Source organism: Secundilactobacillus malefermentans (assembly GCF_008033155.1).
Classification (GTDB): domain Bacteria; phylum Bacillota; class Bacilli; order Lactobacillales; family Lactobacillaceae; genus Secundilactobacillus; species Secundilactobacillus malefermentans.
Window position 1 is genome coordinate 1,985,425 of sequence record NZ_CP042371.1, and the last position, 26,379, is coordinate 2,011,803.

General features: G+C 39.8%; 24 protein-coding genes. 2 read left to right on the forward strand and 22 right to left on the reverse strand.

Going from position 1 to position 26,379, the window contains the following annotated elements; all coding sequences use genetic code 11:
- Positions 1-3: 3 nt before the first annotated feature.
- The 7 genes from smc to FGL90_RS09760 form a co-directional block, all read right to left on the reverse strand.
- Positions 4-3,546 (reverse strand): chromosome segregation protein SMC, encoded by a 3,543-nt coding sequence (smc, locus tag FGL90_RS09730; protein ID WP_010619880.1) that lies wholly within the window; start codon positions 3,544-3,546, stop codon positions 4-6.
- A gap of 24 nt (positions 3,547-3,570) precedes the next feature.
- On the reverse strand, positions 3,571-4,269 hold the full coding sequence (gene rnc / locus FGL90_RS09735; RefSeq protein ID WP_147657854.1) for a ribonuclease III: 699 nt from the start codon (positions 4,267-4,269) through the stop codon (positions 3,571-3,573).
- 75 nt (positions 4,270-4,344) lie between these two features.
- Positions 4,345-4,584: an acyl carrier protein gene (gene acpP / locus FGL90_RS09740; protein ID WP_010619882.1), complete on the reverse strand. Its 240-nt coding sequence runs from the start codon at positions 4,582-4,584 to the stop codon at positions 4,345-4,347.
- 66 nt (positions 4,585-4,650) lie between these two features.
- On the reverse strand, positions 4,651-5,682 hold the full coding sequence (gene plsX, locus FGL90_RS09745; RefSeq protein ID WP_010619883.1) for a phosphate acyltransferase PlsX: 1,032 nt from the start codon (positions 5,680-5,682) through the stop codon (positions 4,651-4,653).
- A gap of 15 nt (positions 5,683-5,697) precedes the next feature.
- Complete coding sequence (gene recG / locus FGL90_RS09750) at positions 5,698-7,728, reverse strand: ATP-dependent DNA helicase RecG (protein WP_029327544.1); 2,031 nt, start codon at positions 7,726-7,728, stop codon at positions 5,698-5,700.
- A gap of 95 nt (positions 7,729-7,823) precedes the next feature.
- Entirely contained in the window at positions 7,824-9,512 is a 1,689-nt protein-coding gene (locus FGL90_RS09755) for a DAK2 domain-containing protein (protein WP_404814667.1), read from the reverse strand.
- Positions 9,513-9,546: 34 nt separating this feature from the next.
- Entirely contained in the window at positions 9,547-9,909 is a 363-nt protein-coding gene (locus tag FGL90_RS09760; RefSeq protein WP_010619886.1) for an Asp23/Gls24 family envelope stress response protein, read from the reverse strand.
- 250 nt (positions 9,910-10,159) lie between these two features.
- On the opposite strand from FGL90_RS09760, the gene rpmB reads away from it, so the two are divergent.
- Complete coding sequence (rpmB, locus tag FGL90_RS09765) at positions 10,160-10,345, forward strand: 50S ribosomal protein L28 (protein ID WP_010619887.1); 186 nt, start codon at positions 10,160-10,162, stop codon at positions 10,343-10,345.
- Between the two features lie 54 nt (positions 10,346-10,399).
- Here the strand turns inward: rpmB and FGL90_RS09770 are convergent, their stop codons facing one another.
- From FGL90_RS09770 to gmk, 11 genes are all read right to left on the reverse strand, one after another.
- Positions 10,400-11,053, reverse strand: coding sequence for a thiamine diphosphokinase (locus tag FGL90_RS09770; protein ID WP_010619888.1), 654 nt, complete (start codon positions 11,051-11,053; stop codon positions 10,400-10,402).
- 5 nt (positions 11,054-11,058) lie between these two features.
- A complete protein-coding gene (gene rpe, locus FGL90_RS09775; protein ID WP_010619889.1) occupies positions 11,059-11,712 on the reverse strand; it encodes a ribulose-phosphate 3-epimerase in 654 nt (217 codons plus the stop codon).
- Between the two features lie 9 nt (positions 11,713-11,721).
- Complete coding sequence (gene rsgA / locus FGL90_RS09780; protein ID WP_147657856.1) at positions 11,722-12,606, reverse strand: ribosome small subunit-dependent GTPase A; 885 nt, start codon at positions 12,604-12,606, stop codon at positions 11,722-11,724.
- 75 nt (positions 12,607-12,681) lie between these two features.
- Positions 12,682-14,664, reverse strand: coding sequence for a Stk1 family PASTA domain-containing Ser/Thr kinase (gene pknB, locus FGL90_RS09785; protein WP_010619891.1), 1,983 nt, complete (start codon positions 14,662-14,664; stop codon positions 12,682-12,684).
- A complete protein-coding gene (locus FGL90_RS09790; protein ID WP_147657858.1) occupies positions 14,664-15,407 on the reverse strand; it encodes a Stp1/IreP family PP2C-type Ser/Thr phosphatase in 744 nt (247 codons plus the stop codon). The genes pknB and FGL90_RS09790 overlap by 1 nt, the downstream gene beginning before the upstream one ends.
- 14 nt (positions 15,408-15,421) lie before the next feature.
- Positions 15,422-16,765 (reverse strand): 16S rRNA (cytosine(967)-C(5))-methyltransferase RsmB, encoded by a 1,344-nt coding sequence (gene rsmB, locus FGL90_RS09795; RefSeq protein WP_010619893.1) that lies wholly within the window; start codon positions 16,763-16,765, stop codon positions 15,422-15,424.
- Positions 16,765-17,712, reverse strand: a complete 948-nt coding sequence (fmt, locus tag FGL90_RS09800) for a methionyl-tRNA formyltransferase (protein ID WP_010619894.1) — start codon at positions 17,710-17,712, stop codon at positions 16,765-16,767. The genes rsmB and fmt overlap by 1 nt, the downstream gene beginning before the upstream one ends.
- A 26-nt stretch (positions 17,713-17,738) precedes the next feature.
- Positions 17,739-20,153: a primosomal protein N' gene (gene priA / locus FGL90_RS09805; protein ID WP_010619895.1), complete on the reverse strand. Its 2,415-nt coding sequence runs from the start codon at positions 20,151-20,153 to the stop codon at positions 17,739-17,741.
- Between the two features lie 15 nt (positions 20,154-20,168).
- A complete protein-coding gene (gene coaBC, locus FGL90_RS09810) occupies positions 20,169-21,374 on the reverse strand; it encodes a bifunctional phosphopantothenoylcysteine decarboxylase/phosphopantothenate--cysteine ligase CoaBC (RefSeq protein ID WP_010619896.1) in 1,206 nt (401 codons plus the stop codon).
- A gap of 105 nt (positions 21,375-21,479) precedes the next feature.
- Positions 21,480-21,701 carry a DNA-directed RNA polymerase subunit omega gene (gene rpoZ / locus FGL90_RS09815; protein ID WP_010619897.1) on the reverse strand — a complete coding sequence of 74 codons (222 nt, stop codon included), beginning with the start codon at positions 21,699-21,701 and terminating at the stop codon, positions 21,480-21,482.
- Positions 21,702-21,703: 2 nt separating this feature from the next.
- Positions 21,704-22,318 (reverse strand): guanylate kinase, encoded by a 615-nt coding sequence (gmk, locus tag FGL90_RS09820; protein WP_147657860.1) that lies wholly within the window; start codon positions 22,316-22,318, stop codon positions 21,704-21,706.
- Positions 22,319-22,490: 172 nt separating this feature from the next.
- Here gmk and FGL90_RS09825 point away from each other — a divergent pair, with 172 nt between their 5' ends.
- The gene (locus FGL90_RS09825; protein ID WP_147657862.1) at positions 22,491-22,814 is read left to right on the forward strand and encodes a hypothetical protein; all 324 of its coding nucleotides are present in this window, start codon (positions 22,491-22,493) and stop codon (positions 22,812-22,814) included.
- Positions 22,815-22,882: 68 nt separating this feature from the next.
- Here FGL90_RS09825 and FGL90_RS09830 read toward each other — a convergent pair whose 3' ends face one another.
- Genes FGL90_RS09830 through FGL90_RS09845 form a run of 4 tightly spaced genes read right to left on the reverse strand, consistent with a single transcriptional unit; the run spans position 22,883 to position 26,305 of the window.
- On the reverse strand, positions 22,883-23,548 hold the full coding sequence (locus tag FGL90_RS09830) for an ABC transporter permease (RefSeq protein ID WP_010619899.1): 666 nt from the start codon (positions 23,546-23,548) through the stop codon (positions 22,883-22,885).
- Positions 23,548-24,480 carry an osmoprotectant ABC transporter substrate-binding protein gene (locus FGL90_RS09835; protein WP_010619900.1) on the reverse strand — a complete coding sequence of 311 codons (933 nt, stop codon included), beginning with the start codon at positions 24,478-24,480 and terminating at the stop codon, positions 23,548-23,550. The genes FGL90_RS09830 and FGL90_RS09835 overlap by 1 nt, the downstream gene beginning before the upstream one ends.
- Positions 24,481-24,491: 11 nt before the next feature.
- Positions 24,492-25,121 carry an ABC transporter permease gene (locus FGL90_RS09840; protein ID WP_010619901.1) on the reverse strand — a complete coding sequence of 210 codons (630 nt, stop codon included), beginning with the start codon at positions 25,119-25,121 and terminating at the stop codon, positions 24,492-24,494.
- A complete protein-coding gene (locus tag FGL90_RS09845; protein WP_010619902.1) occupies positions 25,118-26,305 on the reverse strand; it encodes a betaine/proline/choline family ABC transporter ATP-binding protein in 1,188 nt (395 codons plus the stop codon). The genes FGL90_RS09840 and FGL90_RS09845 overlap by 4 nt, the downstream gene beginning before the upstream one ends.
- Positions 26,306-26,379 lie beyond the last annotated feature (74 nt).

The window sequence follows — 26,379 nt, forward strand, 5'->3', positions numbered from 1 at the left end:
CCTTTAGCTAACAAGTTCATCTAAATTGACCGACACCATCTTAGAAACGCCTGACTCTTGCATCGTAACGCCATATAGAATGTCTGCATAAATCATCGTTTCTTTTCTGTGGGTAATCACAATAAATTGCGTCTCCCCGTTAAAGTTACTCAGGTAGTCGGCAAACCGCTCAACATTGGCTGGATCCAATGCCGCCTCTGCTTCATCCAAGATACAAAATGGAATTGGTCTAACATTTAGTATAGCAAACAATAGGGTGATTGCCGTTAACGAGCGTTCTCCACCGGAAAGCAGTCGCATATTTTGAAACTTCTTTCCAGGTGGTTGCGCCATAATATCAATGCCAGAAGTTAATAGGTGATCAGGCTCAGTTAAAATGAGCTTGGCCTTCCCGCCACCAAACATCTGAACAAAGGTTTTTTCAAATTGTGCCGCAACTTCATCAAAGCTTTTCTTAAACCGTTTTTGAACTTCAACATCCATTTTGTCCATGGTTGATAAAAGCTGCTGCTTCGACGCCAAAAGGTCATCTTGCTGCTTGATTAAAAAGTCATGTCGCTCTTTGACCCGTTTGTATTCCTCAATCGCACCAACATTGACCTCTCCAATTTCATCTAAGCCTCGTTTTAAAAGCTTCAGTTGGGCCATTACGGTCTCAATCGGTTCATCAGCGACTTGATTACGAATATCAGCATAACTGACATGGTAGGTCTCCGCCAATTTGTCCATTTGCTGATTGCTGACCATGTCTAACCTAGCCAGTTTTGTTTCAATTTTTTGGACCTCATCAGTCGATAATTGCGTTAATTGTTGGCGCTTTTCAAGTTCCGTATTCTGGGCAATTAATTCTAATTTCACTGTGTTAAGAGTTCGTTGACCATCGTCCAAATAGGCTTGAATTTCCATTTTTTGAGTTGCAGCCCGTTTAATAGCTAGCTCAATTTTACTAACTTCATCCTGATTAGTGCCGTCTTCCAATTGCTGAAGTTCGGTTTTTAAAAGCTTTGAATTTTTAATTGCATCCGCTAACTGATTACGTTCAGTGTCCCCAGTACGCTGCAACTGCTGATACTTTTCGTTAGCAATTGCGTATTCCTCATGTGCCGCCTGAAAATCATTGGTAACCTTATCGCTCAATGTCCGTTTCTCAGCTAATTGCGTTTTAAATTCAGTCATTTCCTGCTGGTTTTTACTTAGATTCAACTCAATTTGATCTAGTGCATGCTGATTTTTCTCAAGTTGTTCCTTTGTCGTTAAACTAGCGGATTGCTGTTCTTTTTCAAACGCATATGCCTTGGTTTGCCTATCTTGTTCATTGAGTCGCGATTCAAGCAATGCTTTTTGTGATACCAGATCCCGTTTGGAATTTTGAGTTTCATTATAATCTTTTTCCAGAAGGTCTAAGGACTTTTGTCCCTCATCTTGCTTGGCCTTTAATTCTTTTAAGTAATTTTCCTGCTCAGTTAATTTGGTGGACATCTGCTGGACACTGCTCTCGAGATCCGTCAGTTCCTGATTTTGTTCTAAAATTCCGGCCCGTTGTTTTCGATTTTGACCACCCGTAATCGACCCATTGGCGCTTAAAATATCCCCCGTTAAGGTCACAATTCGATTTTTGTAATGAATTTGCTTGGCTATAACGGTTGCGTGTGCCAACGTATCACAAATAATGGTTGTGCCTAACAAATGGTCAATGACTGTTTGATATCGAGGCTTAACACTAATTAACTGACTGGCAATTCCAATGAATCCACTCATGCTCTTTAATTGCGTTAATGTGCCTGTTGAAATTTGATAAGTTTTGATTGTCGTTAGGGGTAGAAACGTTGCTCGACCTAAATGATTTTTACTTAAATAGCTAATGATTCTTTGAGCGGCGCCGTCATCTTCAACTATGATTTGTTGGACTTGATTTCCCAAAGCAAACTCAACCGCAGTCGTGTATTGTTTATCAACCTTCAAGATTTCCGAGACGGGTCCAATTAATCCTGAAAATTTCTTCCGATTTTGTAAGACGCTTCTGACCCCTTGGTAAAATCCCGAGTACTCATTGGAAACCGTTCTCAAACTATTTAACTTGGCTTGAGCCTTTTGGTAAATCTCAAGTGCTGCAAGCCACTTATTTTGCAGATCGTTCCCCTTTTGATTGCTCGTTGAAATTGATGTACCCAATGAGTCTCGTTTTGTTTGCAACTCGGTCAATTTTTGACTGACTTGCTGTACTTTATCCTCAAGTCCTTTTAACTCTCCTTGGAGATCACGCATCAACTTTGTTGAGGTCGTTAAATTTTCATCAATTCGTTTTAATCGCTGGTCGGCCGTTTGCTGATTTTTAGTCAGATACTGTTGATCATTATGTAAACCTGCCCTTTGCTGCATCAAATCCACGTATTCGTTTCGTTTGTTTTCAATTTGCTTTTCCAAGTTCTGAATTTGCTTCTCAAAACTTGCTTTATCTGAGTTCTGTAAGTCAGACTTCATGTCATTAAGACGTTGCTTTTGAGTCAACAGATCCTTTTCAGTAATCGCAATTTCTTGCTTGAGTCCTGTCAGCTTAATGGTCTGTTCTTGAATTTGATCTTTTAATTTTGTTTTAGATTCCAAAAGATGTGAACTTCGCTCTTTTGAAATTTCCTTTTTCCCAACTAAACTTTCATATTCGCTTGTTGCATTGACCAGATCATCTTGGAGCTGGTCTTTTGTTTTAAGCAGCTTTGATTCTTTTCGAGATAATTCACTAATTGAATTTTTTGATTCAGCTACCTGAACAGAAATTTGCTTAAGGGTCTGCTTCGCCTGATTTTGCTGCTCAGTTAAAGTCGTCTTTTTTGATTCTGATTGATTAATCTCGAAAGCCAAACGTTCTTGATCGTATTTTTCATAGCGTTTCTGTTGATCTAAATAGTCCGTGGCTAGACTACTTTGTTCCTCTAAAGGTTTAATCTGGGAATTTAGTTCATTCAAAATATCATTAATTCTGTCCAAGTATTCGTCAGTATCTTGAAGTTCACGTTCTGCTTTTTGCTTATGCTTCTTGTATTTAAAAACACCAGCTACTTCCTCAATGATGACCCGACGATCTTCAGGTTTGCTGTTAAATATTGATTCAACCCGACCTTGAGAAATAATTGAAAATGAATCGCCACCCAAGCCAGAATCCATGAATAATTCTAAAACGTCCTTTAAACGACAGGACTGTTCATTAATCAAGTATTCACTTTCACCTGTTCGGAATAGTTTTCTAGTAACGGTTAGTTCAGAAAAATCGCTATTCAAATAGTGATCAGAATTATCAAAAGTAATCCTTACCTGTGCCCGGTTTAATGGTTTTCTATCTGCAGAACCAGCAAAAATAACTTCCGGCATCTTGTTTCCTCGTAAGCTTTTAGCTGACTGCTCACCAAGAACCCAACGAATGGCTTCACTAATGTTACTTTTGCCACTTCCGTTGGGTCCAACAATCCCGGTCATCCCTGGTAGAAATTCAATTTTAGTAAAATCAGCAAATGATTTGAATCCGCTTATTTCCAAGGACTTTAATTTCATTTTCCTGGCCCCTATCTAAAAATCTTACATTTTCCGTTTTAATTGATCCAATGCCACTTTGGCAGCTCGCTGCTCAGCATGTTTCTTGGAATGGGCTTCTCCTACTCCTAATTCCGCTTTGTTCACTAGAACCGCAACTTTGAAAACGCGATCGTTCTCGGGTCCATTTTCGTCAAGTAACTGATAATCAATGCTGACGGGACCGTTCTTTTGAACCATTTCTTGTAGCTCTGTTTTATGATCAAAATAGTCATCAAATCGGCCTTCATCCAGCTTAGGGAAAATGACTTGTTCCGCAAACGTGATGACCTTTTTAATTCCTTGATCCATATAAACTGCTCCGACAAAGGATTCAAAAATATCACATAGCAATGAATCTCGCTCGCGCGCATTTGCCAATTCTTCTCCCTTACCTAGGCGAATATAATCATTGAAATGACATTCTCGCGCAAAACTGGCAAAGCTTTCTTCATTGACCATTGCTGCTCTAAGACGCGTTAGTCGTCCTTGGGGTAGCTGTGGATAACGTTTGAAAATATATTCAGAAACCACAAACTGCATAACGGCATCCCCTAAAAACTCAATCCGTTCATAAAATTTTAAATTTTGATTGGGATGCTCATTTACATACGATGCCTGAGTTAATGCTTCATCCAACAATGACTCATCTTTGAATACGATATTGAAATTTTCAGCAAGTGCTTTGTCAACTTTACTATCCACGCTTAAACCTCTTCCTTTATTTATAACAAAAAACGATTACTCTCATTGTTAGTAATCGCTCCAAATTTACGGTCCTTAATTGTTGTTCGCGATGTAATCAACGACTTCACCAATTGTATTTAAGTTCTCGGCGTCCTCATCTGATATTTCCGCATTAAACGTGTCCTCTAATTCTAGAACGAATTCAACGAAATCAATTGAATCAGCGTCTAAATCTTTTTTGAAATTCAATTGTTCAGTGATGGTACTTTGTTCGACTTCAAAACGATCCGCAATAATAGCGGCAATTTTATTGAAAATTTCTTCTCTTGACATTATTCATCCCTCATTCAACTTAATTCATAAATAGTCTAACATAAGTTAATCCTTTGTGATACCGCCTTAAGCGTTCTCTTCTTCATTTGCTGCCTTTTTTGCTTGGTCATCGAAGTAGGAAATGACGTTTTGAACACTTTGCGTATCGATCATGGATTTAATTTGCGAAATCGTATTAACAACCGTTTCCGCCTTACTTGAACCATGTGTTTTAACAACGGGCGCTTTAACACCTAATAACACTGCTCCGCCATATTTTGAGTAGTCCATTTGGTTTCTAACTTCATTAAAGGTTCCTTTTAGCATGGCTGCGCCAAGTTTGCCACCAACGCCACCGCTCATAATAGAGCCTTTAATCATCTTGAACATGGACAAGGCGGTTCCTTCAACAGTTTTCAAAACGGCATTGCCGGTAAATCCATCGGTAACAACAACGTCAGCTACACCGTTGAGCAATTCCCTAGATTCAACATTTCCAATAAAGTTAATATTTTCTGTTTCTAATAATAGATCATGAACTTCACGATGGACCTTATCGCCCTTATCAGCCTCGGTTCCATTATTCAGCAAACCGATTCTTGGATTGGTAATATTCATCACAGATTCAGCGTAATACTTACCCATTACGGCATATTGAACCAAATTAGCAGGCTTAGAGTCCGCATTTGCTCCGATATCAAGCATGACGAAACTATCCTGATCCTTTTTAGTAATAACCGGCAGTGTCGTTGTTAGTCCAGGTCTGTCAATTCCCTTAATCCGACCAATAATTAAAAGCCCTGCAGCCAAGACGGCACCTGTATTTCCTGCTGAAAAGAAAGCATCTGCTTTTCCTTCTTTAACGGCCTGTGCTGCCAAAACAATACTTGACTGTTTCTTGCGACGAATGGCACGAACGGGTTCATCTCCCATTTCAATGACTTCATCAGCTTGAACAATCGTAATATGCGAATTGTCTTTTAAAAATGGTGTGATTTTGTCAGTCTGACCAAATAGTAAAAATTCAATATCTGAATGTTGATCTCGCGCTAACTCAACACCTTTTACGATTTCCTCTGGGGCGTAGTCGCCACCCATTGCATCAATTGCAAGTTTCATCATTCAATCTCCCCTTTAATCAAAGGCCATGTGCCCTTTCCAGTTTTCATTCAAATAATTGCCAAGCACCTGGTTATCAGGTTCACGCTCCCAATTTTCATCATCGGTAATTTCATTAGCCTCTTCTTGCGCAATTGATAACATTTTCAAATCGGCTACTGGATCGCCCACGTTAAATTCAGGTAATCCGGATTGCTTGTTTCCAAGGATATCACCCGATCCTCGAAGTTCTAAGTCACGTTGTGAAAGGACAAAGCCATCATTCGTTTTCGTCATAACTTCCATTCGCTCGATTGCTTGTTGATTCTTGGGATCAGCAATTAACAAACAGTATGAAGCAAGATTTGAACGACCAACACGACCTCGTAACTGATGTAATTGAGCTAATCCAAAGTGATCGGCATCGTAGATCATCATTACGGTAGCATTTGGCACATCCACACCAACTTCAATGACGGTGGTTGCCACTAGTACCTGAAATTCGTTTGCTTTAAATGCGCGCATAACGTCTTCTTTTTCATTGCTCTTCATTCTACCATTAAGTAACCCAACCTTATACGCTGGTTCAAAATCAGTCCTTAACCGGTCGTAAATGGCTTGGGCATTTCGCATATCCATGACTTCAGATTCTTCAATTAAGGGTGTCACCACATATATTTGGCGGCCCAAAGTTAATTGGTCTCGAACGAAGCGTAGTGCTTTATCGGTTTCATTACTCCGCAACCAAGTTGTCTTAATCTTTTTCCGACCCGCTGGTAATTCATCAATGACCGAAATATCCATTTCACCATAACTTGTAATCTGGAGCGTTCTAGGAATCGGAGTCGCCGTCATCGCCAATACATTAGGGCGCTCGCCTTTTTCTCTCAATATTTGTCTTTGATGCACACCAAACCGGTGTTGTTCGTCAATGATGACCAGTCCCAGTTTATGGTACTGAACCTCATCTTGGATTAGCGCATGTGTCCCAATAATTAGGTTAACTTCACCATTTTTTATTCTGGGTAAAATCTGCTTTCGTACGGCAACCTTTGTAGAACCGGTTAATAGCACGATGTTTACTGGGAAGTCCTTAAACGTTTTTTGCAAATTTTCAGCATGTTGTTCAGCCAAAATTTCCGTTGGTGCCATTAGTGCCGTTTGGTACCCCGCCGTGATGGTGGCGTACACAGCTAGTGCAGCTACAATCGTTTTGCCACTCCCAACATCTCCTTGTAAAAGGCGGTTCATATGGGTTGGTCGCTTTAAATCCACACATATTTCATTCACGACCCGCTTTTGAGCATCGGTCAATTCAAACGGTAAACTCGCAATTAAGTCAGTAAGTTCAGAAATTTTATAATCAATTGAAAGTCCATCTTCGAGTCGATCTGCCTGCTTAACAAGCTGAAGTCGCATTTGAAAAATAAAAAATTCTTCAAACTTTGCTGTCCTTCTCGCTAATTTTGCTGCATATTGGCCATCGGGAAAATGCATGTCATGAATCATTAGTTTACGATCCATCAGCTTGTACCGTTGTCGAATTGCACTAGGAATAATTGTTTGAATTTCATTTTGATACTTATCCCAAGCCACTTCAATCAGATTTCTAATAGTTGACTGCCGAATTGATTTGGAAGCTGGATAAATGGAGTCCATCCCCTCCGCTGCTTTAATAATCTTCATACCACTTAGCGTTTTTTTGTTACCATCAAATCGGCCGTAAACGGCAATTTCTTCGCCAACAACCACTTGCTTATCTAGCCAAGGTTGGTTAAAAAAAGTCACCGGAACGACATCATTTTTAATTAATAGGCGAAAAACAAGGCGATTTCTGTGGCGACCAAAGTATGAAACAACCGGTTCAGAGGCAACCGTTCCACTTAAAGTCACTTTTTCATCATTTTGAATTTCGGCAAGCTCTTTGCTTTTAAGGTCATCATATCGGTATGGAAAATAGGTCAATAAATCTTCAATTGTACTGATTCCTAAATCTTGCAGTGCTTCAAGACGTTTAGGCCCTACACTCGGCAAAACTTGTACTGAATCACTTAATGCCATCTCCATACCTCCTCATCAAATTAAAATGAAATGACCAATACTTCCGAATTATTCGGAAAAGTAATAGCCATTTCATTATACCGTATTTTTATAAGTAGAAGTTATTCAACTGAAATGACGAATGGATAGACGGGCTGATCTCCCTCATGAATCTCAACTTCGAGATCACCATCTATAGCCATAACAGCATCTTCAATTTTATTTGCTTCTTCTTCCGTTGCATCAGTTCCATAAATAATTGTGACAATTTCGCTATCTTCATCTAGCATGCTTTGAACCATTGCAACACTAGTATCAATCATATCTGGTCTAGTTACTTTAATTTTTCCATCAACGATTCCCATGAAGTCACCCTTTTTAATCTGGATGCCGTCTAATTCAGTATCGCGAATAGCGTGGGTCACCTCACCACTCTTCACGGTACTCAAATTCTCTTCCATCGAGGCCGTGTTACCATCCAAATCACTTTCGGGGTTAAATCCAAGAAGAGCAGTCATTCCTTGTGAAATACTTCTGCTGTGAACTACCTTTGTTGGAATATCTGCAACTTCAGCAGCCTGTTCAGCAGATAGGAAAATATTCTTGTTGTTTGGCAAAATAATAGCTTCTTTTGCTTGACTATCATTAATGGCATTAACAATATCTTCGGTACTTGGGTTCATGGTTTGACCCCCACTAATAATATGGGTAACGCCTAAGCTCTTAAATAGCGTTTGGATTCCTTCACCCGAAGCAACCGCAATGATAGCAGTCTCTGGAATATTCTCAGAAGCTTTAGCCTCAGAAGCGGCCTCTTCTGCATCATTTTCAATGATTGTTTCCTGTTGAAGTCGCATATTATCGACTTTAACCTTCGCTAAATCACCGAAACTTTGACCCCATGCCATCACTTTTCCAGGATGCTCAGTGTGAACATGGACCTTAACAACCTCATCGTCATTTACAACTAACAATGAATCTCCTAAATCGGCTAGATACTTATAGAACGTGTCGTAATCAAATTTATGATCGACTTCTTTACCTTTACCAATTCTGACCATAATTTCTGTACAGTAACCATAGACAATATCATCCGGATTAAGTTTTCCTTGAACACTTCGATGATGTTCTGCATCAATCATCTCATCCATTTCGGTATTATCGGGTTGATGTTGTTGGTCCTCGGAAATTTCTCGGCCGTTTAAGATGTCATCAAATGCACTTAGAACAAAGGCTAAACCTTGTCCACCAGAATCGACAACCCCGACTTGTTTTAAAACAGGGAGTAAATCTGGTGTAGAAGCTAACGCAACTTTTGCAGCCTCCGAAGCCTTGTCCATAACTGTGACAACACTACCGCCCTCGTTTGCTTCGTTTCTAGCCGCTTGAGCAGCCTCCCGAACAACTGTGAGGATAGTTCCCTCTGTAGGCTTCATAACCGCCTTATACGCAGTCTCAGCGCCTGCCGAAAGAGCTTCAGCTAAATCTTGGGCATCTAAAGAAGGTTTTTCTTCAATACTCTTCGAAAAGCCTCTAAAAATTTGTGAAAGAATCACGCCAGAATTACCACGTGCCCCCATCAACAGTCCCTTAGCTAACGCTACTGATAATTTACCTACAGAATCACTCGTCTCTTCGCGTTCGTACTTAAGACCGCTGGCGAGAGATAGACTCATATTAGTACCAGTGTCTCCATCCGGTACCGGAAAAACGTTTAATGAATTAATAAATTCGGCGTTCTGATTCAAAACTGTTGAAGCAGCTTGGACCATTTTACCGAATTCATGGTTTGTAATTTTCTCTGTTACTATCAACTAAATAATCCCCCTCGGTTTCCCAAAAAGCTTAATCGCTAATGACCTTTACACCTTGAACAATAACGTTTACTGAATTAGCGGTTACACCAAGCATCGTCTCTAAGTTATACTTAACTTTCGACTGAACTGCCTTGGAAACCTCAGATATTTTCGAGCCATAGCTTACAATTAAATTTACTTCAATCGAGATGCCATTATCTTCCTGATGGACGACAACACCTTTTGCATAATTTTCGCGGCGTAAAATAACGTTAACGTTATCGCGAATTTGATTCTTGCTTGCCATACCAACGACACCATAACTATCAGTCGCAGCGCCACCAACAACTGTCGCTATGACATCGTTTGTAATATTAATTGTTCCGTTTTGCGTTTTTATTTTAACGGCCATGAAAAACAGCCTCCTTGATTGATTTCAAAATGTATATCGATAGTAATGTTACCACAACCGTTTAGAAAAGAAAAATAAGTGAAACCCGCGTCATAAATTTCAATTAAAAATTCCTTTTGCCTGAATAAAATTCACTGTCAAGTAAAATTACTTGAAAGAATTCTATTGCATTACCAGCCTTTATATGCTAAATTATCTAAGTGAGCAAATTGAGATTTTATTTAAATCCGTAAAGGAGGATTCTTCAGTCATGGCTAAAGACTTTTTTAATGGCAAACGGACTCGTTTTGGTAACAAGCGTTCACACGCTTTGAACTCATCACGACGTGCGTGGAAGCCAAACTTACAAAAGGTTCAGATTTTAGTTGATGGTAAGCCTAAACGTGTTTGGGTTTCAGCTAGAACACTTAAATCAGGTAAAGTTACTCGAGTTTAATTTAAACTTGAGTCAAATAAAAAAGCGTCAGTACTTAATGTACTGGCGCTTTTTTTATTTAACATCTTTACTTTGAATGACACACATCACACCTGAGTCAAATTGGAAATGTCCCTTTTCCCCTACAAATTCATTACTTGCATAGGAAATTGGATATAGGACCTTTGCGTGCCCCAATCGATATTTTTCATCTACTAGGGTCAAGTGATTAATCGGCGTTAAGGGGATGAATGCTAAATACTTTTTATCTGGTTCCTTTAAAATTTCATATTCTCCGGGCAAATAAAAAGTAATGGTATTCGCTCTATCAATGAATCGAATCTTGGGTGCACTGCTGCGATACCGATCTTTCAATACAAGGAAGAGATTTGCAAGGAAGTGATCTAATCGGCCGCCCGTCGCCCCATAAATGTCCAATCGATCAGTTTCAAACTCATTAAGTGCCACCGTAACTGCTAATTCAGTATCGGTTTCGTCTTTTTCTGGAATCGCTCGGCGAATATCCTTTACCCGTTCCTTAACGGTCTGAAACTCTTGAGTCCCCATCGAATCATAATCACCAATCGCAACGATTGGCGTAATTCCACGTTCAAGCAAACGTAAACTACCACGATCCACACCAATCCAGGGACCTTCAATTGTGTTCTCTTTGAGTTCTTGAGGCCAATTCTCAATTGGTCCCCCAACTAATAAATTTAAAATTTTCATGCCAATTACTTCGTGGCGTCTTTAATTGCTTGAACTCTAGCAGCTGGATCTTCTGCGTTAAATACATATGAACCTGCTACGGCAACTGTTGCACCAGCTTTAGCACATTCAACAACCGTCTTATCGTTTACACCACCATCAATTTCGATATCGAAGTCGTAACCCTCAATTTGTTTCAATTGATCTAATTTGGCAATTTTCTTAATCGTTTCTGGTAGGAATTTCTGGCCACCAAATCCAGGATTCACGGTCATTACCAATACTTGGTCAACCATTGGTAATAGAGGTTCAATTAATGAAACTGGTGTCCCTGGATTAATCACAACTTCAGCTTTTACACCGGCGTTTTTAATCATTTGTAAAGCGCGATGAATATGGGCAGTGGCTTCAACGTGAACGCCAATGATATCGGCGCCGGCTTCGGCAAAATCGTCGATGTAACGTTCTGGGTTTTGAACCATCATGTGAACATCTAGGACCATTTTGCTAATGGGACGAATTGCTTTAACCCAACCAGGTCCATATGACAAAGCTGGCACGAACTGACCGTCCATAATATCGATATGCAAGACCTCTGCGCCCGCTTTTTCGACCTTTTCAATATCCTTTTGTAAATTAACATAATCTGCGCTTAAAATTGAAGGTGCTACCTTAATCATTATAATTCCTCATTTCTTATAATTTGGTTTTTGATTTTTTAACATTGTATAGAGTTGAAGATAATTATCATACCGACTTTGAACAATCTCACCCTCATCGACAGCGGCCTTAACAGCACAACCTGGTTCGTTCACGTGAACACAACCTCTGAAACGACAATTAGTACCAATTTCAACAAATTCCGGTAAGTATTTCGTCAGATCAATGGCGGAAGTCTTCATTAAATCATAGGAAGAGAATCCAGGTGTATCCGCGATCAAGCCTTCTCCAACCTTCAGTAATCCCACTTTACGGGTTGTATGTTTGCCTCGATTTAGAGCTTTAGAAATCTCACCAGTCTTCAACGCTAACTCAGGTGCTAAATGATTGAGTAGCGTTGATTTTCCTGCACCGGTTTGACCCATGATGACACTTTCCTTATTAGCTAACACCTTTATCAATTGATTTAGTTGATCTTTTTCAAATGGTGTCCGCGCTAAAAAGGTTGGATACCCAATCTTTCGATAGTATTCTGCCAAAATTGCAATGGCTTCATATTCCGAGTCATCGACTAAATCTGTCTTCGTGAAATAAATAACGGGACGAATGTTCGCAATTTCTAGGGTAATAAGTTGTCGATCTAAAAGATTGGTAGAAAATGCTGGTTGTGCAGCTGCAGTTGTCACAATGGCTTGGTCAATATTTGAGATAGGTGGACGAACTAAAGAATTTTTTCGTTCTCTAATTTTTAAAATATATTTACCAGTATCATCAAATTCAACCCAATCACCAACTAATGGTGTAATGTTCCTGTTTCTAAAGTTTCCGCGGGCTCTCGTTCGATGTAACGTGCCATTTTCGTCCATTACATCATAAAAGCCACTCAGAGACTGGTGAATCTGTCCTAGGTTCAAGCAGTCATCCCCTTCAATTTCGATTTACCTCTTAATTATAAAAGACTTTGACTATCTTTTCAGGATTAATTGCAACTAGTGGTTATCTTTAGTGACGCCATTATCACTCATAATGGTCTGTCCATCCCTAACCACCTTGTAACCACCTGATTTACCACTCTTAAGGGTAAAAGGTAACGTGATGGACGTGCTCTTGGTAATCGTTAACTGTCGATACACTGTCTTATAGGTATGGGTACTATCCTTTAAATAGACATAGATAATATTTTCCCCAATTGATTCAGCACTACTTGAATTATCAGAAGTGACGGATGAACTACTGTCGGTTCCTTTGAACGGAATCGTCAATTTTACATTAAATTGATCTGTAGAATCACTGTCATCAGTCTGTTTACCTCGTGATAGGCTGATTTTTACGTTTGATCCTTGTTTAATCGTCGTTCCAGCAATCGGATCTTGAGAAATTGCCTTATTTTTATCGACGGTATCACTATATTCGTAGCTATAGTAGACGTTGATTGAATTCTCACTTGCGTAATCATTAATCTGCTTCTTTGTTTTGCCGGTTAAATTTTCAAGCGTAATCTGCTTTTGACCAGTAGAAACAGTAAACGTCACGGTCGTATTTTTGGCAACGACCTTTTTCCCAGACGCAATGTCCTGCTCCATAATTTGACCCGCAGATAAGCTATCCGAGGAATTATTCTGTCTGATGACGGTAAATCCTTTTGCCCTTAAATTTCTAGCAACTGCCTTATACTGCATCCCACGATAGTTTCTAAAAGTGGTTTTCTTAACCCCTGAACTAATCATGAGGTTTACTTTATGATTCTTCTTAACCTTAAATCCGTATCTTGGATTGGTTTTGATAATTCGATCTTTCTTCACGGAATTGCTTGGTTTATGTGATACAGAGCCAACCGTCAAACTGGCAGCCTCAATTTTTCGTGTCGCTGTTTGCTCAGACATTTCGGTCACATCAGGTACCTCAATCATTTGGGTCTGATTGGCCCAAGTGATTAGACCAAACATTAAAACAAAAAGGAATCCAATCACTAGAAGGGCATATCGTAATTTTTGATGCTTTTTCTTTCGGGTTTTAGGCTTCTTATTTTTACTTTCTGAATCCTCATCAGGACTCGCCTGATTAATGCCATTTTTAATGTCCGCCATTGGCATTACTTTTGTTTCGCCTAAATCGTTAGAATGCGGAATAAATTTAGGTTCATTTGCTCGCTTATCAGAGAGCGATGTTAAGAGATCCTCTCCCATTTCTTGAGAACTTTCATAGCGATTTTCAGGTTGCTTTGCGGTTGCCTTCAACACGACATTTTCAAGTGCCTGAGGAATCCTTGGATCAACATCTCTAACCGATGGCACATCCTCTTGGTAATGTTTGATTGCAATTGAAACGGCAGTCTCGCCATCAAAAGGAACCTTGCCAGTCAGCATTTCGTAAAGAATTATTCCAAGTGAATAGATATCAGACTTTTTTGTGGCCATGCCACCATGAGCTTGCTCAGGTGATAAATAATGCACGGATCCTAAAACGGTGTTGGTTTGAGTTAGGGAGTGCTCAGAAAGTGCAATGGCAATCCCAAAATCGGTAATTTTTACTTGACCATTTTTATCCACTAAAATATTCTGAGGCTTCAAATCACGATGGATAATATCATGATCATGAGCCACTTGGACGGCAGACAAAACTTGTTCAAGAATATTGATAACTTCTTGATACGGAATTGGAAAATTCACCTTAATATAATTCTTCAAATCCATTCCGCTAACATATTCCATTACAAGGTAGTTCATGCCATTTTCTTCACCAACGTCATAAACACTCACAATGTTAGGATTTACAAGTTCAGTTGCTGCAAGTGCTTCCCGTTGAAATCGTTTATTTGTCTTGGGATCATCACGCAAATCAAGCCTTAGCAACTTCACCGCGACATCCCGATCCAAAATAAGATCATGCGCCAGATAAACGTTAGCCATTCCGCCTTCACCAAGTGAATGTAGAATTCGATAGCGACCATTTAATACATAATTTTCTCGCATTAATTAGTCACCTCCTCATCGTCTTGATAAATGAGGACGGTAATATTATCCAGGCCACCAGCTGTGTTTGCTTGATCGACTAGCTGTTGACATTTTTCGGTTGCTGAAATGTTTTGCAATAGTGTTTTCTGGATGTCAGCATCAGAAACCATGTTTGTTAGGCCATCCGTACAAAGCAAAATTTGATCCCCTGGTTCAAGGGGCAACGTGTATGTATCTAAGTCAGCATCTGAAGAAATCCCCAATGTACGAATAATCACGTTTTTTTGAGGATGATTGATTGCTTCTTTTTTGCTTAGCTCGCCACGTTTTACAAGCTCATTTACTAAGGAATGATCTTCCGTTATTTGATGCAGTTCAAAATCCCGAAGTAAATACCCACGACTATCACCAATATTAGCAAAAATCATTCGCTTCTTTAACAAAACGGTCAAAGCGATAGTTGTTCCCATCCCCTGCAAATCAGCATATTGATGAGACTTTTCAATAATTGAATTATTCTCGTCCTGAACACTTTTTCTTAGCCATTTTTCAACATCTTGATATTCATCGAACTTAGTCGCTTCGAAAAGAAAGCCAATGTGTGAGACAGCCATAGCAGAAGCGACATCCCCACCACGATTTCCACCAATACCATCAGCAATAATCGCTAATTGTTGATCAGCTTGATTTCGAAATACACTGACATAATCTTGGTTTTCAGTTCGTTTTTTCCCTATCGCAGTTTGATATGCAACTTCCACAGGATCTCCCCCAATCATTTTACTTTTTGAAATGCACTAATGAAAAAACCGTCGGAATCAAAATCATCTGGGAATATTTCCAGATAGTCCGTTTTTCTATCGAGCTTAAGGTTCTTATCCGTCTTAACCTTCACTGATCTAAAATTAGAATTTTGGCGTAAAAATTCGGTATAAACGTCTTTATTTTCCTCATCTAAGATTGTACACGTACTGTACACTAAAATGCCATCTGTTTTTAACTTAGGCGCAACGCCGTTCAAAATATCTAACTGAACCTTTTGTAAGTGTTGACTGTCCGACAAACTTTTCTCATATCGAATTTCAGGCTTACGTCTGATCAAGCCTAGACCGGAGCATGGCGCATCTACTAAAATTCTATCAAAAGTTTCATCATCAAATTTTTCATCAACTTTTCTAGCATCCAGTTGAACGGCTTCAATTTGATCTTGAACGTGCAGCCGTTTGGCATTCTGATTAATCAACTTAATCTTGTGGGGATGAATGTCTAACGCAGTGACTTTTCCACCTTTTTCAGGGCTTAAATACGTGGCAATTTGAGTTGTTTTTCCGCCTGGTGCAGCACAAGCATCGAGAACCCACATCTGATCATCCAGTTGCATTGACTCTGCTGGCAGCATGGCACTTTCATCCTGAATCGTCACTTGACCGTTTTTGAATAAGGTCGACTGATTGGCAGGTTGTCCAGACACAACTAAACCTGTCCCCGAAACGATACTCTCTCTTACTTCAAAGCCCTCTTCCGTTAAACGACGAACTGCATCATCTAGAGAAAGTTCAACGGTATTCACCCGAATCGACTGGTTAGCAGGTTGATTAATTTTTGAAAGAATCGACAGCGCTTTTTCTTCTCCTCGCTGGTCGATTAGTGCATTAATAAACCATTTAGGAACCGAGTAGGTCACTACTAGCCGTTCAATTGGATCTTTTATCGTCGCAACATCTGGTAATCCGGTACGATCCATTTGGTGCAAAACGCCAGTTACAAATCGTCGAATACCCTCATGTCCTCGCTGTTTAGCAATTTCAATTGTTTCGTTAAAAATCGCCCGTTTAGGAATTCGATCTAGATAGAGCTCCTGAAATAACGCAGTGTAGAGTAATTCTCTGACCCAAGGTTCGACCTTATCGGGATTCTTAAGAAATGGTGCTAAGTAAAAGTCCAAAGTTAAACGATGCTGAACAACCCCATAAACGATTGTCGTTAGTAGGTTAACGTCAGCTGGAATTAGGGTATGATCATTGATGACATTATTAAGTTGGAGATTTGAATATGCGCCAGTTTTCACTTTCGAAAGAACTGTCACTGCTAAATTTCGTGGATTATTTTCGATATCCATTAATCAATCACCTTTTCATTTTCATTGAATTTATCTCTTGAGCCATTTAAGAAATCAGTGATACTTTGCTGAGGTTTCCCAGCTGGTTGGAGCTTTTTAAGACTAATCACACCATTTTGGCCGGTGGCAATCACAAGTTCATGTTTCGTTCGACGAACAACATGTCCGGGGTCCAAGCTTGTCGTTTCATCCAACACCTCGACCCCCCACAATTTAGTTCGAACGCCATCTAACATAACGTAAGAAACTGGAAATGGTCGAAGCCCTCTAACCTTGGCATCCACAAGCCTGGCTGGCAAGTTAATATCTACCTGCTCTTCTTCTGGCTTGATTGTTGGAGCAAAAGTAACCTTTTCTTCATCCTGAGGTTGGGGCGTAGCAGTACCATCGATGAGGGATGGCATCGTCTGCAATAGTAAGTCTCTTCCCAACAAACTTAATTTATCAAACATACTTCCAACGTCATCCGTCTTTTCAATTGGAATTCGCGCCTGAGAAATCACATCCCCAGCATCCATTTTTTTAATCATATAGATGATTGAGACGCCCGTTTCCTGGTCACCCTTCAAAATAGCATAGTGGACGGGAGCGCCGCCTCGATACTTTGGCAAAAGTGAGGCATGGACATTAATAGCGGCCAATTTCACCGATTTCAATAATTTGGTTGGCAAAAATTGACCGAACGCTGCAGTCACAATGAAATCGGCGTTCAAACTCATTAATTCAGCCATTTCATCGCTACCACTAATTTTTTCTGGTTGATAAACTTTAACTCCTGCTTCAACAGCTGCTTGTTTGACAGGTGAACCAGTCAAAATGTGTTTCCTACCGACTTTTCGATCTGGTTGAGTCACTGCTGCAATCACATCGTAGTTGTCATTTGCTATTAAGCTTTTTAGAATTGGCACTGCGAACTCTGGTGTTCCCATGAATACAATGGACTTCATTTTACAAAACTTCTTTCCGTATTTAATTACATAAAGCTAACTGGGTTGGGATTAATACTAACCTTTGCGGCATTTCTACCTAATTTCTGTGAATTTTTAAGAACCTTCGTCAACAGTTCATTCAGTTGTGGTTCCTTTTTATACTTAATAATGAGTTGGTAATAATAGCGTTTTTTAATTCGAGCAATAGTTTGTGGTGTTGGACCAAGAACGATTGCCTGATCAGAAAGGACTTCTCTTGCCTGCTTTGCTATCTTAAACATTAGTTTAGCTGCTTCGGCCTCAGTTGCAGCATTTGTCGTGATTTGAACCGCATAATAGTATGGTGGATAGTTACTTTCATGACGAATTTTCATTTCATAGGCAAAGAATTGCTCGTAATTCTGAGATTTTGCCAATTGAATGGCATAATGGTCCGGATTAAACGTTTGAATAATGACCTGACCTGCTTTTTCCGCTCGGCCTGCTCGACCACTGACCTGAGTTAACAATTGGAAGGTTCGTTCACTTGAATGATAATCCGGAATCCCTAGCGACGTATCAGCATTTAATACGCCCACCAATGTCACGTTAGGAAAGTCCAGTCCTTTAGCAATCATCTGGGTGCCTAATAAGATATCCCCTTCATGGTTGCCAAATTCATCCAAAAGTTTTTCATGGGCACCCTTACGTCTAGTCGTATCAACATCCATCCGAATAACTCGTGCATCTGGTAGAAGTTCCTTTAATTCGGTTTCTACTTTTTGAGTGCCCGTTCCATAATACCGAATCTTGTGGCTCTGACAGTTTGGACAAATTTTTGGTATCGCCTCTTCATGTCCACAATAGTGACATTTCATTGAGTGCGTATCCATGTGAAGCGTCAACGAAATATCGCAGTTGGGACACATCAAAACAAAGCCGCAATCTCGACACATAATAAAGGACGAGTACCCTCGCCGATTCAACATCAGGACAATCTGCTCTTTACGCTGAATTCTCAGTTTAATCGCGTCCAGCAATTCCGTCGAAAAGTTGCTCTCTTTGTGCTGACTAATTTCATTCTTCATATCAACAACTGAAACTGCGGGTAAGGACTGATGGTTGATTCGATTTGGTAAAAGTAACCGAGTAACCAGACCCTTCTCAGCTCGAGCACGAGTTTCTAGGGATGGCGTTGCCGAACCTAGGACAACTGGGCAGCCATGGTATTTACCTCGCCACAAAGCAACATCGCGTGCATGATATCTTGGGCTCTCGTCTTGTTTATAACTTGTTTCATGCTCTTCATCCATGATAATAATCCCAATGTTATTAAGAGGTGCAAATACTGCCGAACGAGCGCCAACGACAACTTTTGCGTCCCCACGCTCAATTCGGCGCCATTCATCATACTTTTCACCATCTGAAAGACCACTGTGAAGAACTGCTACCTGATGCCCAAATCGCGCTTTCACTCGATTAACCATTTGTGGTGTTAACGATATTTCAGGGACCAGCATCAACGCGGTCTTATTCTCACTTAGTGCTTGAGCCATACTTTGAAGATAAACTTCGGTTTTACCACTACCAGTAACCCCTTCTAGCAAAAACGGTGAATACTCTGAATGATTAATTTTTTCAGAAATTGCATCAACAGCATTTTGTTGATCTGGTTGTAACTTAAGTGGTTGAGTACGAGTGACTTCGTGCTTAAAGGGATCTCGTAAGACTTCAACACGACTGCGAGTTAGCCACTTCTTTTTCTCGCCAGACTTAATAGTGGCACTCGAAACATCTGCTGCTTCAATCAGGTCAGATTGACTAACTTGTTTTTCCCCCATACTAACGAGGTAGTTCAAAAGACGTTCCTGCTGGACAGCCCCTTTTCGAATCGAATCAAATTCTTCTCTTAGAAAACTAACATTGGGAGTCCGCTTAATTTGAATTTCTGTTTTAGCTTTGGCCCGATCTTGAACGAGATAATTTATTTTTATTTGGTTTGCTTTTTTGAGTTTTAAAAGTCGGCTAAGTTGTTGTGTTGTTAATTGATCACTTTCAAAAAGTAATCGCTTTTGTCCACCAAAAATTTGTGCTTTATCAGCATCGTTTATTGTCGTAGCTGGAACCAATTCTTTTTCATATTTAACCTTTAATGCATTAGGTAAAATAGTCTGAATACAAGTAATTGCAAAGGAAAAGGTTGACTCTGCTAAATAACCTGACAACTTCAAGAGTTCAGTGTTTAACACCGGTTGTAAATCCATAATAGAATCAATCTCTTTTAATTTTCCATCAAAGCTTTTGTCATCATCAATGCCAACAACCATTCCTTGGACCTTCCGATTGCCCTTACCAAATGAGACAATTACTCGCATTCCGACTTGAATCTGGTTTAAAAATTCTTGAGGAATCAGATAGCTATATGGACTATTTGTCTGCATTGTTGGCACATCAACAATTACCTTTGCAATTTGTTCCATTAAATAACTCGTCTCCTACTCATTGAATAAATGTGAAATTTTATCAACTAACATATTTGCGATAGCGTGTTTGGTCATTATTGGTGTCTGTTCCGGCTCTTGTCCTGGTAGCAAAAAAGTGACCTGGTTGTCATCGCTGTTAAACCCGATTTTGTCATTTGAAACATTATTTGCAACTAGCATATCCATCCGTTTATCATTGAGTTTCTTGTTTGCATTATTTAAAAGATTTTGAGTTTCAGCAGCAAAGCCAACAACGATTTGACCAGCATGTTTTTGGCCACCAATTGTTTTAATAATGTCCACTGTTTTCTTTAATTTGAGTGTGAGGCCATCATCTTCGGCCTGTTTTTTTATTTTTTGATCCACATAATTTTCAGGCATAAAATCGGCAACTGCTGCAGCCATAATCAAAGCGTCTGACTGTTCGAAGTTCTCCGCCACTGCATCAGCCATTTCTTTGGTCGAAATGACATGAATAACCTTTGCGCCAAGTGGAGGTTGTAAATTCGTCTTTCCAGTTACCAACGTCACTTGGGCACCCGCATTAATTGCAGACTGCGCGATTGCATATCCCATTTTTCCAGATGATTTATTCCCAATAAACCGAACTGGATCAATTAATTCACGGGTACCTCCAGCAGTAATCAAAACTTTTTTATTTTTTAATCCTTGTTGAACAACACCCAGCCCAGCATCTACCGCGGCAAAAATTTGTTCCGGCTCAGCCATTCGGCCTTGACCTGAATAGCCTTCCGCCAAAAATCCATAACCAGAATCGACAAAAAGCGCACCATCATGATGCAATTGTCGAATATTTCTAACAGTCGCAGGATTATTCAGCATGTGTTCGTTCATAGCCGGCGCAATTATTTTAGGTGCCGTTGTAGCCAACAGTGTCAAACTTGCCATATCATCCGCTAACCCGTTTGCAAGTTTACCAATCAGATCCGCACTTGCTGGCGCAACAATTGCTAAGTCAGTCCAGTCAGCTAATTCGATGTGTGGCACAAAATCCTCTTGAGAATCAAAAGCATCCGTTATGACAGACTGCTTGCTTAATACTTCAAATGTTAACGGCGTGATAAATTTCTGGGCCGCTTCGGTTAGAACAACTCTCACTTCTGCGCCACTTTTAACCAGTAACCGAACTAACGTTGCAGATTTATAGGCAGCAATACTCCCTGATACGTACAAAGTAATGTGTTTGTTCTTTTGCATTTTAGTGCCCCCAAAAATTAGTTTCTTGCTTGCTCCATTGTACCAATTTTTATGTATTTAAACGAATAAAAAAGCAGCACCATTTTCATGGTCCTGCTTCAGTCATTATTTACTTTTGTTAGCTTTCGTTTTTTCTGCATCTATCGATACAACTCCGGCTGCAATTTCTTCAAGTGCACGACCAATAGTTTTGGGCGATTCGTAGCTTGAAAGTAATGGGGTAGCACCAGCATCAAGCTCATGTGCCCGCTTGCTTGCCAACATAATAAGTGAATATCTTGAGTTAACTTTTTTTAACAAATCATCTACTGATGGGTATAATAACATAATTAATCTTCTCCTAACATTTGTTCGTAATCTGGCATCACTCTTGTAACTCTCAACCGTTCACTATTAATAATTGAATGAATTCGGTCTACTGCATTTTGTACTTCATCGTTAACAACTGCGTAATCATAGTTCCGCATCATTCCGATTTCACCGACCGCCTTTTTAATACGCTTGTTGATAACTTCCATATCGTCCGTACCTCGTCCAACAAGACGATGTTTTAGTTCAACTAAATCAGGCGGCGTTAAGAAAACAAATACAGCATCTGGGCAATTTGCACGAACTTGCATCGCGCCATTTACCTCAATTTCTAGGAAAACATCTTTGCTCGAGTCAAGCGTCGCATTAACGTAATCAATTGGTGTCCCGTAATAATTGTCAACGTACTTAGCATATTCTAACATTTTTCCATTCTGAATGTTATCTTCGAACTGCTCCTTGGAAACAAAGAAATAATCAATGCCATCTTTTTCGCCATCGCGTGGCTTTCGAGTCGTCATGGAGATTGAATATTGAAAGTCTGTGTCACCTGCATCAAACAGTGCTTTTCTGACAGTTCCTTTACCAACTCCTGAAGGACCAGAAAGCACAATTAACATACCACGTTTTGCCATTTATGTTGAATCCCCTTTTAAGGTTTATAATAGTACATTCTGCGCCTTTTTATTCATTTCTGCAAGTCCCAACCAAATTTTAGCCATGCAAAAATAAAAAATAAAGGGTATTGCTTTTTGGAACATTTGTTCGTATAATAGAAATACAAACAAACGTTCGAGGTGATATTCAATGGCTGCACAAATTTCAGCAATAAAAAACTTAACGGAACAACTTACTAATCGATATCAACAATTCTTCAGTTTAACTCCGCAAGATTACCTATTAGAAAAGCAAACACGGATGCCAGCATTTCAACAAAAGTTGTTTATCAGTGCTTCTGTTACGAGTCGCAAACCCGTTACCTTACAAGTTGATGCTCAGAATGGCCAAATTGAAGTAGTTACCGGTGTTTTAAAAAACGGACCAGAGCATCAACTCCTCATTCAAAATCCGCAATCCAACCTTACTAAAATTATTTTTACGAATCGAATTCGATACATTTCTGCGCTTTAAAAAACTTCTACCTAACTGCGATGTAAAAAGGACCAGCAGTCATTGTTCTTACAATGATTACTAGTCCTTTATTTTGTCGCCTTTTTTTTGCTTGGATCAAATTTTTTCTCAAAGAAAGCTAATACTGCATCAGAAATGATGGCCATTAATGCAGTCGGTAATGCACCCGCTAATATAATGGCACCACCATTAGTCGCATTACTTCCTCGAATAATGATATCACCTAATCCACCAGCACCAACGAAAGAGCCAATGGCTGTGATCCCTATTCCTAGAACCAATGCATTTCGGATGCCGGCCATGATAACCGATAACGAAAGTGGTAATTCAACTAAATATAACAACTGAAAAGTTGTCATGCCCATGCCCTTCCCAGAATCGAGCACGTCCGGATCAACATTGACCATTCCCGTGTAAGTATTTTTAATAATTGGGAGTAACGCATACAGAAACACCGTCATAATCACGGTATTGACACCAAGTCCAAGACCCAACATGATGATTGATAACATTGCAAGGGATGGAACTGTTTGAATCACATTGGCAATTCCGATGACGATTGGACTTAGTTTCCGATATTTAGCCGTCCAAATGCCAATTGGAATTCCAATAACGGCTGCAAAAATCACACCATAAATTGCAATCAGGAAAGTTCGATTAAATTGATTTAAAACATAAAGTCCATTATGAGAAAAGTAGTAGATTAATTGATCCAATAAATTTAAGTTTTTCATCAACTATCACTCCCTTTGAAGTAGTCATGTGCTTTTAAATACTCATTTGCGACTGCTTGCGGTTCCTCTAAGTTATCATCAACTCGATAGTTCAACTTTTGGATTGTTTTTAGTGAAATTTTGCCCACCATCCGGTTCAATATTGGGCGTAATTCAGGATGCTTTTTTAAGATGGCATCAGTTGCAACTGGTGAAGCATCATATGGTGGGAAAAATTGTCGATCATCTTTTAATATTTTAAGATCGTAACTTCCAATTCGGCCGTCAGTCGAATATCCTAAAACCGAATCCATCTTTCCAGCCTGTAGTGCATCATAAACTAACCCAATCTGCATTGGATAAATTTTTCCAAAATCCATTTGATACTCTTTTTTAAAGCCTGAGTAGCCATCACCCTTACGATTCAACCAACTCTGATCAATCCCAACTGTCATTTCAGGAGCGATTTTTTTCAAATCACTAATGGTTTGCAGATTGTGTTCCTTCGCGTATTTTTGAGTAACCATGAATGCATAAGTGTCCGCGAATCCATAGCTCTTAAAATAGGTCATGTGAAATCGATCCTTAAATTCTTGTTTTACCTTCTTAGCAACGACCGTTGGATCTTTTTCGGCATTATTCCCCAAAACCGTTGTCAAATCAGTTCCGTTATAACGCACAGCAGAAATATCCGCATCGCCACGTTTCATTGCGTTTAAAGACACCGAAGCCGATCCTAAATTATTAACAATCTCAACGTTCAGATTTGAATAATGCTCAATCATGCCCTTTACCATGTAGGTCATGATCTGCTGCTCGGTGGTGGTCATTGAAGCAACTTTAACCGTTTCCTTTTGGTTTCCACCTAAGCCAGGGAATCCACAACCAGTCAGCAATAGAATCATGCCAGCACAAACAATTAAAAACTTGAAGAATCTTTTTGAAATTTTCAATTGAGTCCCTCCTATTCGCTTTCCGTTCGTGGCGTGACCAGAGCCTCCACTCTACCAAGTAAATAATCAGTGATCAGTGCGAGCATAATGACCGGAATAGAACCGCCAAAAATTAAGTCAGATTGATAAAGATTAAGTCCGTTGAAAATAAAATCTCCTAAACCGCCAGCCCCTATATAAGATGCTAGAGCGGCCCACGCAATGACGTAGGTTGCAGACAATCGTATTCCGGACATGATAACTGGCGCAGCCATTGGTAATTCAACCTTCATCATTGACTGAAAATTAGTCATACCCATTCCCTTTGCAGCATCTTTTATCGTGTCATTTACATTCATCATACCAAGATAAGTGTTCCGTAAAATGGGCAGTAACGAGTAGATAAAGAGTGCAACAATGGCGGGCTTTATACCGATTCCAAATACGGGAATCATCAGCGCAAGTAGTGCCATCGCAGGAACTGTTTGTAGAACACTTGCAAAACCAATGATTATGCCAGCCCCCTTTTTTAGACGTGTTAACAAAATACCTAGGGGAACCGCAACAATGGCACCTAACGCAAGCGAAATACCAGAAATATAGATATGCTGCCAAATTTTCAACAGTAGTTGACCGCCGTATTGTTGGAAGAACGCCATCATTCGTCATCACCAACCTTCTTCGAATCCGAAGTACCGGTAGATGGATGATTTTGCTCAGCATGAGCCTCCCCGTAAAGCGCGTCATACACGATGTCTACCAACGCTGCCCGGGTAACAATTCCAACCAATTTATGATTGTCATCAACAACGGGAATATTCTTAAAACCACGTTTCAAAATCCGACCGACAGTATCCCTAATCAGCGAATCTGAGTCCACCGTAAAGACATCCGTGTCCATAATATCTCCAACACTTGTTGCCGTGTTAAAGGAATAGTCGACACTTTCAACATCAATTCGGCCCTTCAATATTCCAGCGTCGTCTGTCACTAATAGTGAATCAACTCGGCGATCATGCATCAATTGAATTGCTTGAATTAATGATTTACCGGGGGTAATTGCAACTGGGTCTTTCAGCATAATTTGGCCAACCGTTGTAATGCTTGGTCGTGCTTGAATGAGGCGATCTTTTCCAATCAGCTCTTTGACAAATTCATTCGCCGGATGACGCAATATGTTATCTGGAGAATCAGTCTGAACCTGTTTACCATGGCTCATAATGACAATCCGCGTTGCTAATCTTAAAGCTTCATCCATATCGTGAGTCACAAAAATGAACGTTTTATTCAAACGAACCTGCAAGTCTTTAACTAGCGTTTGTAGTGAGTCACGGGTAATTGGATCCAAAGCACCAAAGGGCTCATCCATCAAAATGATATCTTGATCCGCTGCTAAAGCTCGCACAACGCCAATTCGTTGCTGCTGCCCACCAGATAGCTCGGACGGATATCTATCTAGCATTTCTTCCGGCATTTCGACAAGCTTAAGCATTTCCTTCGCGCGTTCATTACGTTTGTCTTCCGACCACTTAAGCAGTTTTGGCACTAATGTAATATTTTCCCGAATCGTCATATGCGGCATTAATCCGACATTTTGGATAACATAGCCAATTTTCCGGCGCAGTTTTACCGGATCCATTTTGCTAATATCCTCATCGTTAATCAAAATAGAACCTTCAGTTTGATTTAGCATTCTATTAATCATCCGCATAACTGTTGTCTTACCAGATCCCGATGTTCCAATCAAACATATAAATTCGCCCTTATTAACGTCAAGGTTAAAATCAGACAAAACTTCTTTTTTACCTGGATAAACTTTAGAAAGGTGCTCCATTTTTAATAGCAAGGCACATCACTCCTAACCCGCAAATGACTGCGATTTGACTTAATCACATTGTAACAGGACTCACAATAGACATA

What these genes read in the sequence shown, in the direction of transcription:
- smc (WP_010619880.1), bottom strand. Translation starts at nt 3,546, where the DNA reads ATGAAATTAAAGTCCTTGGAAATAAGCGGATTCAAATCATTTGCTGAT.
- acpP (WP_010619882.1), bottom strand. Translation starts at nt 4,584, where the DNA reads ATGTCAAGAGAAGAAATTTTCAATAAAATTGCCGCTATTATTGCGGAT.
- plsX (WP_010619883.1), bottom strand. Translation starts at nt 5,682, where the DNA reads ATGAAACTTGCAATTGATGCAATGGGTGGCGACTACGCCCCAGAGGAA.
- recG (WP_029327544.1), bottom strand. Translation starts at nt 7,728, where the DNA reads ATGGAGATGGCATTAAGTGATTCAGTACAAGTTTTGCCGAGTGTAGGG.
- FGL90_RS09760 (WP_010619886.1), bottom strand. Translation starts at nt 9,909, where the DNA reads ATGGCCGTTAAAATAAAAACGCAAAACGGAACAATTAATATTACAAAC.
- rpmB (WP_010619887.1), top strand. Translation starts at nt 10,160, where the DNA reads ATGGCTAAAGACTTTTTTAATGGCAAACGGACTCGTTTTGGTAACAAG.
- FGL90_RS09770 (WP_010619888.1), bottom strand. Translation starts at nt 11,053, where the DNA reads ATGAAAATTTTAAATTTATTAGTTGGGGGACCAATTGAGAATTGGCCT.
- rpe (WP_010619889.1), bottom strand. Translation starts at nt 11,712, where the DNA reads ATGATTAAGGTAGCACCTTCAATTTTAAGCGCAGATTATGTTAATTTA.
- pknB (WP_010619891.1), bottom strand. Translation starts at nt 14,664, where the DNA reads ATGCGAGAAAATTATGTATTAAATGGTCGCTATCGAATTCTACATTCA.
- rsmB (WP_010619893.1), bottom strand. Translation starts at nt 16,765, where the DNA reads ATGGATATCGAAAATAATCCACGAAATTTAGCAGTGACAGTTCTTTCG.
- fmt (WP_010619894.1), bottom strand. Translation starts at nt 17,712, where the DNA reads ATGAAGTCCATTGTATTCATGGGAACACCAGAGTTCGCAGTGCCAATT.
- priA (WP_010619895.1), bottom strand. Translation starts at nt 20,153, where the DNA reads ATGGAACAAATTGCAAAGGTAATTGTTGATGTGCCAACAATGCAGACA.
- coaBC (WP_010619896.1), bottom strand. Translation starts at nt 21,374, where the DNA reads ATGCAAAAGAACAAACACATTACTTTGTACGTATCAGGGAGTATTGCT.
- rpoZ (WP_010619897.1), bottom strand. Translation starts at nt 21,701, where the DNA reads ATGTTATTATACCCATCAGTAGATGATTTGTTAAAAAAAGTTAACTCA.
- gmk (WP_147657860.1), bottom strand. Translation starts at nt 22,318, where the DNA reads ATGGCAAAACGTGGTATGTTAATTGTGCTTTCTGGTCCTTCAGGAGTT.
- FGL90_RS09825 (WP_147657862.1), top strand. Translation starts at nt 22,491, where the DNA reads ATGGCTGCACAAATTTCAGCAATAAAAAACTTAACGGAACAACTTACT.
- FGL90_RS09830 (WP_010619899.1), bottom strand. Translation starts at nt 23,548, where the DNA reads ATGAAAAACTTAAATTTATTGGATCAATTAATCTACTACTTTTCTCAT.
- FGL90_RS09840 (WP_010619901.1), bottom strand. Translation starts at nt 25,121, where the DNA reads ATGATGGCGTTCTTCCAACAATACGGCGGTCAACTACTGTTGAAAATT.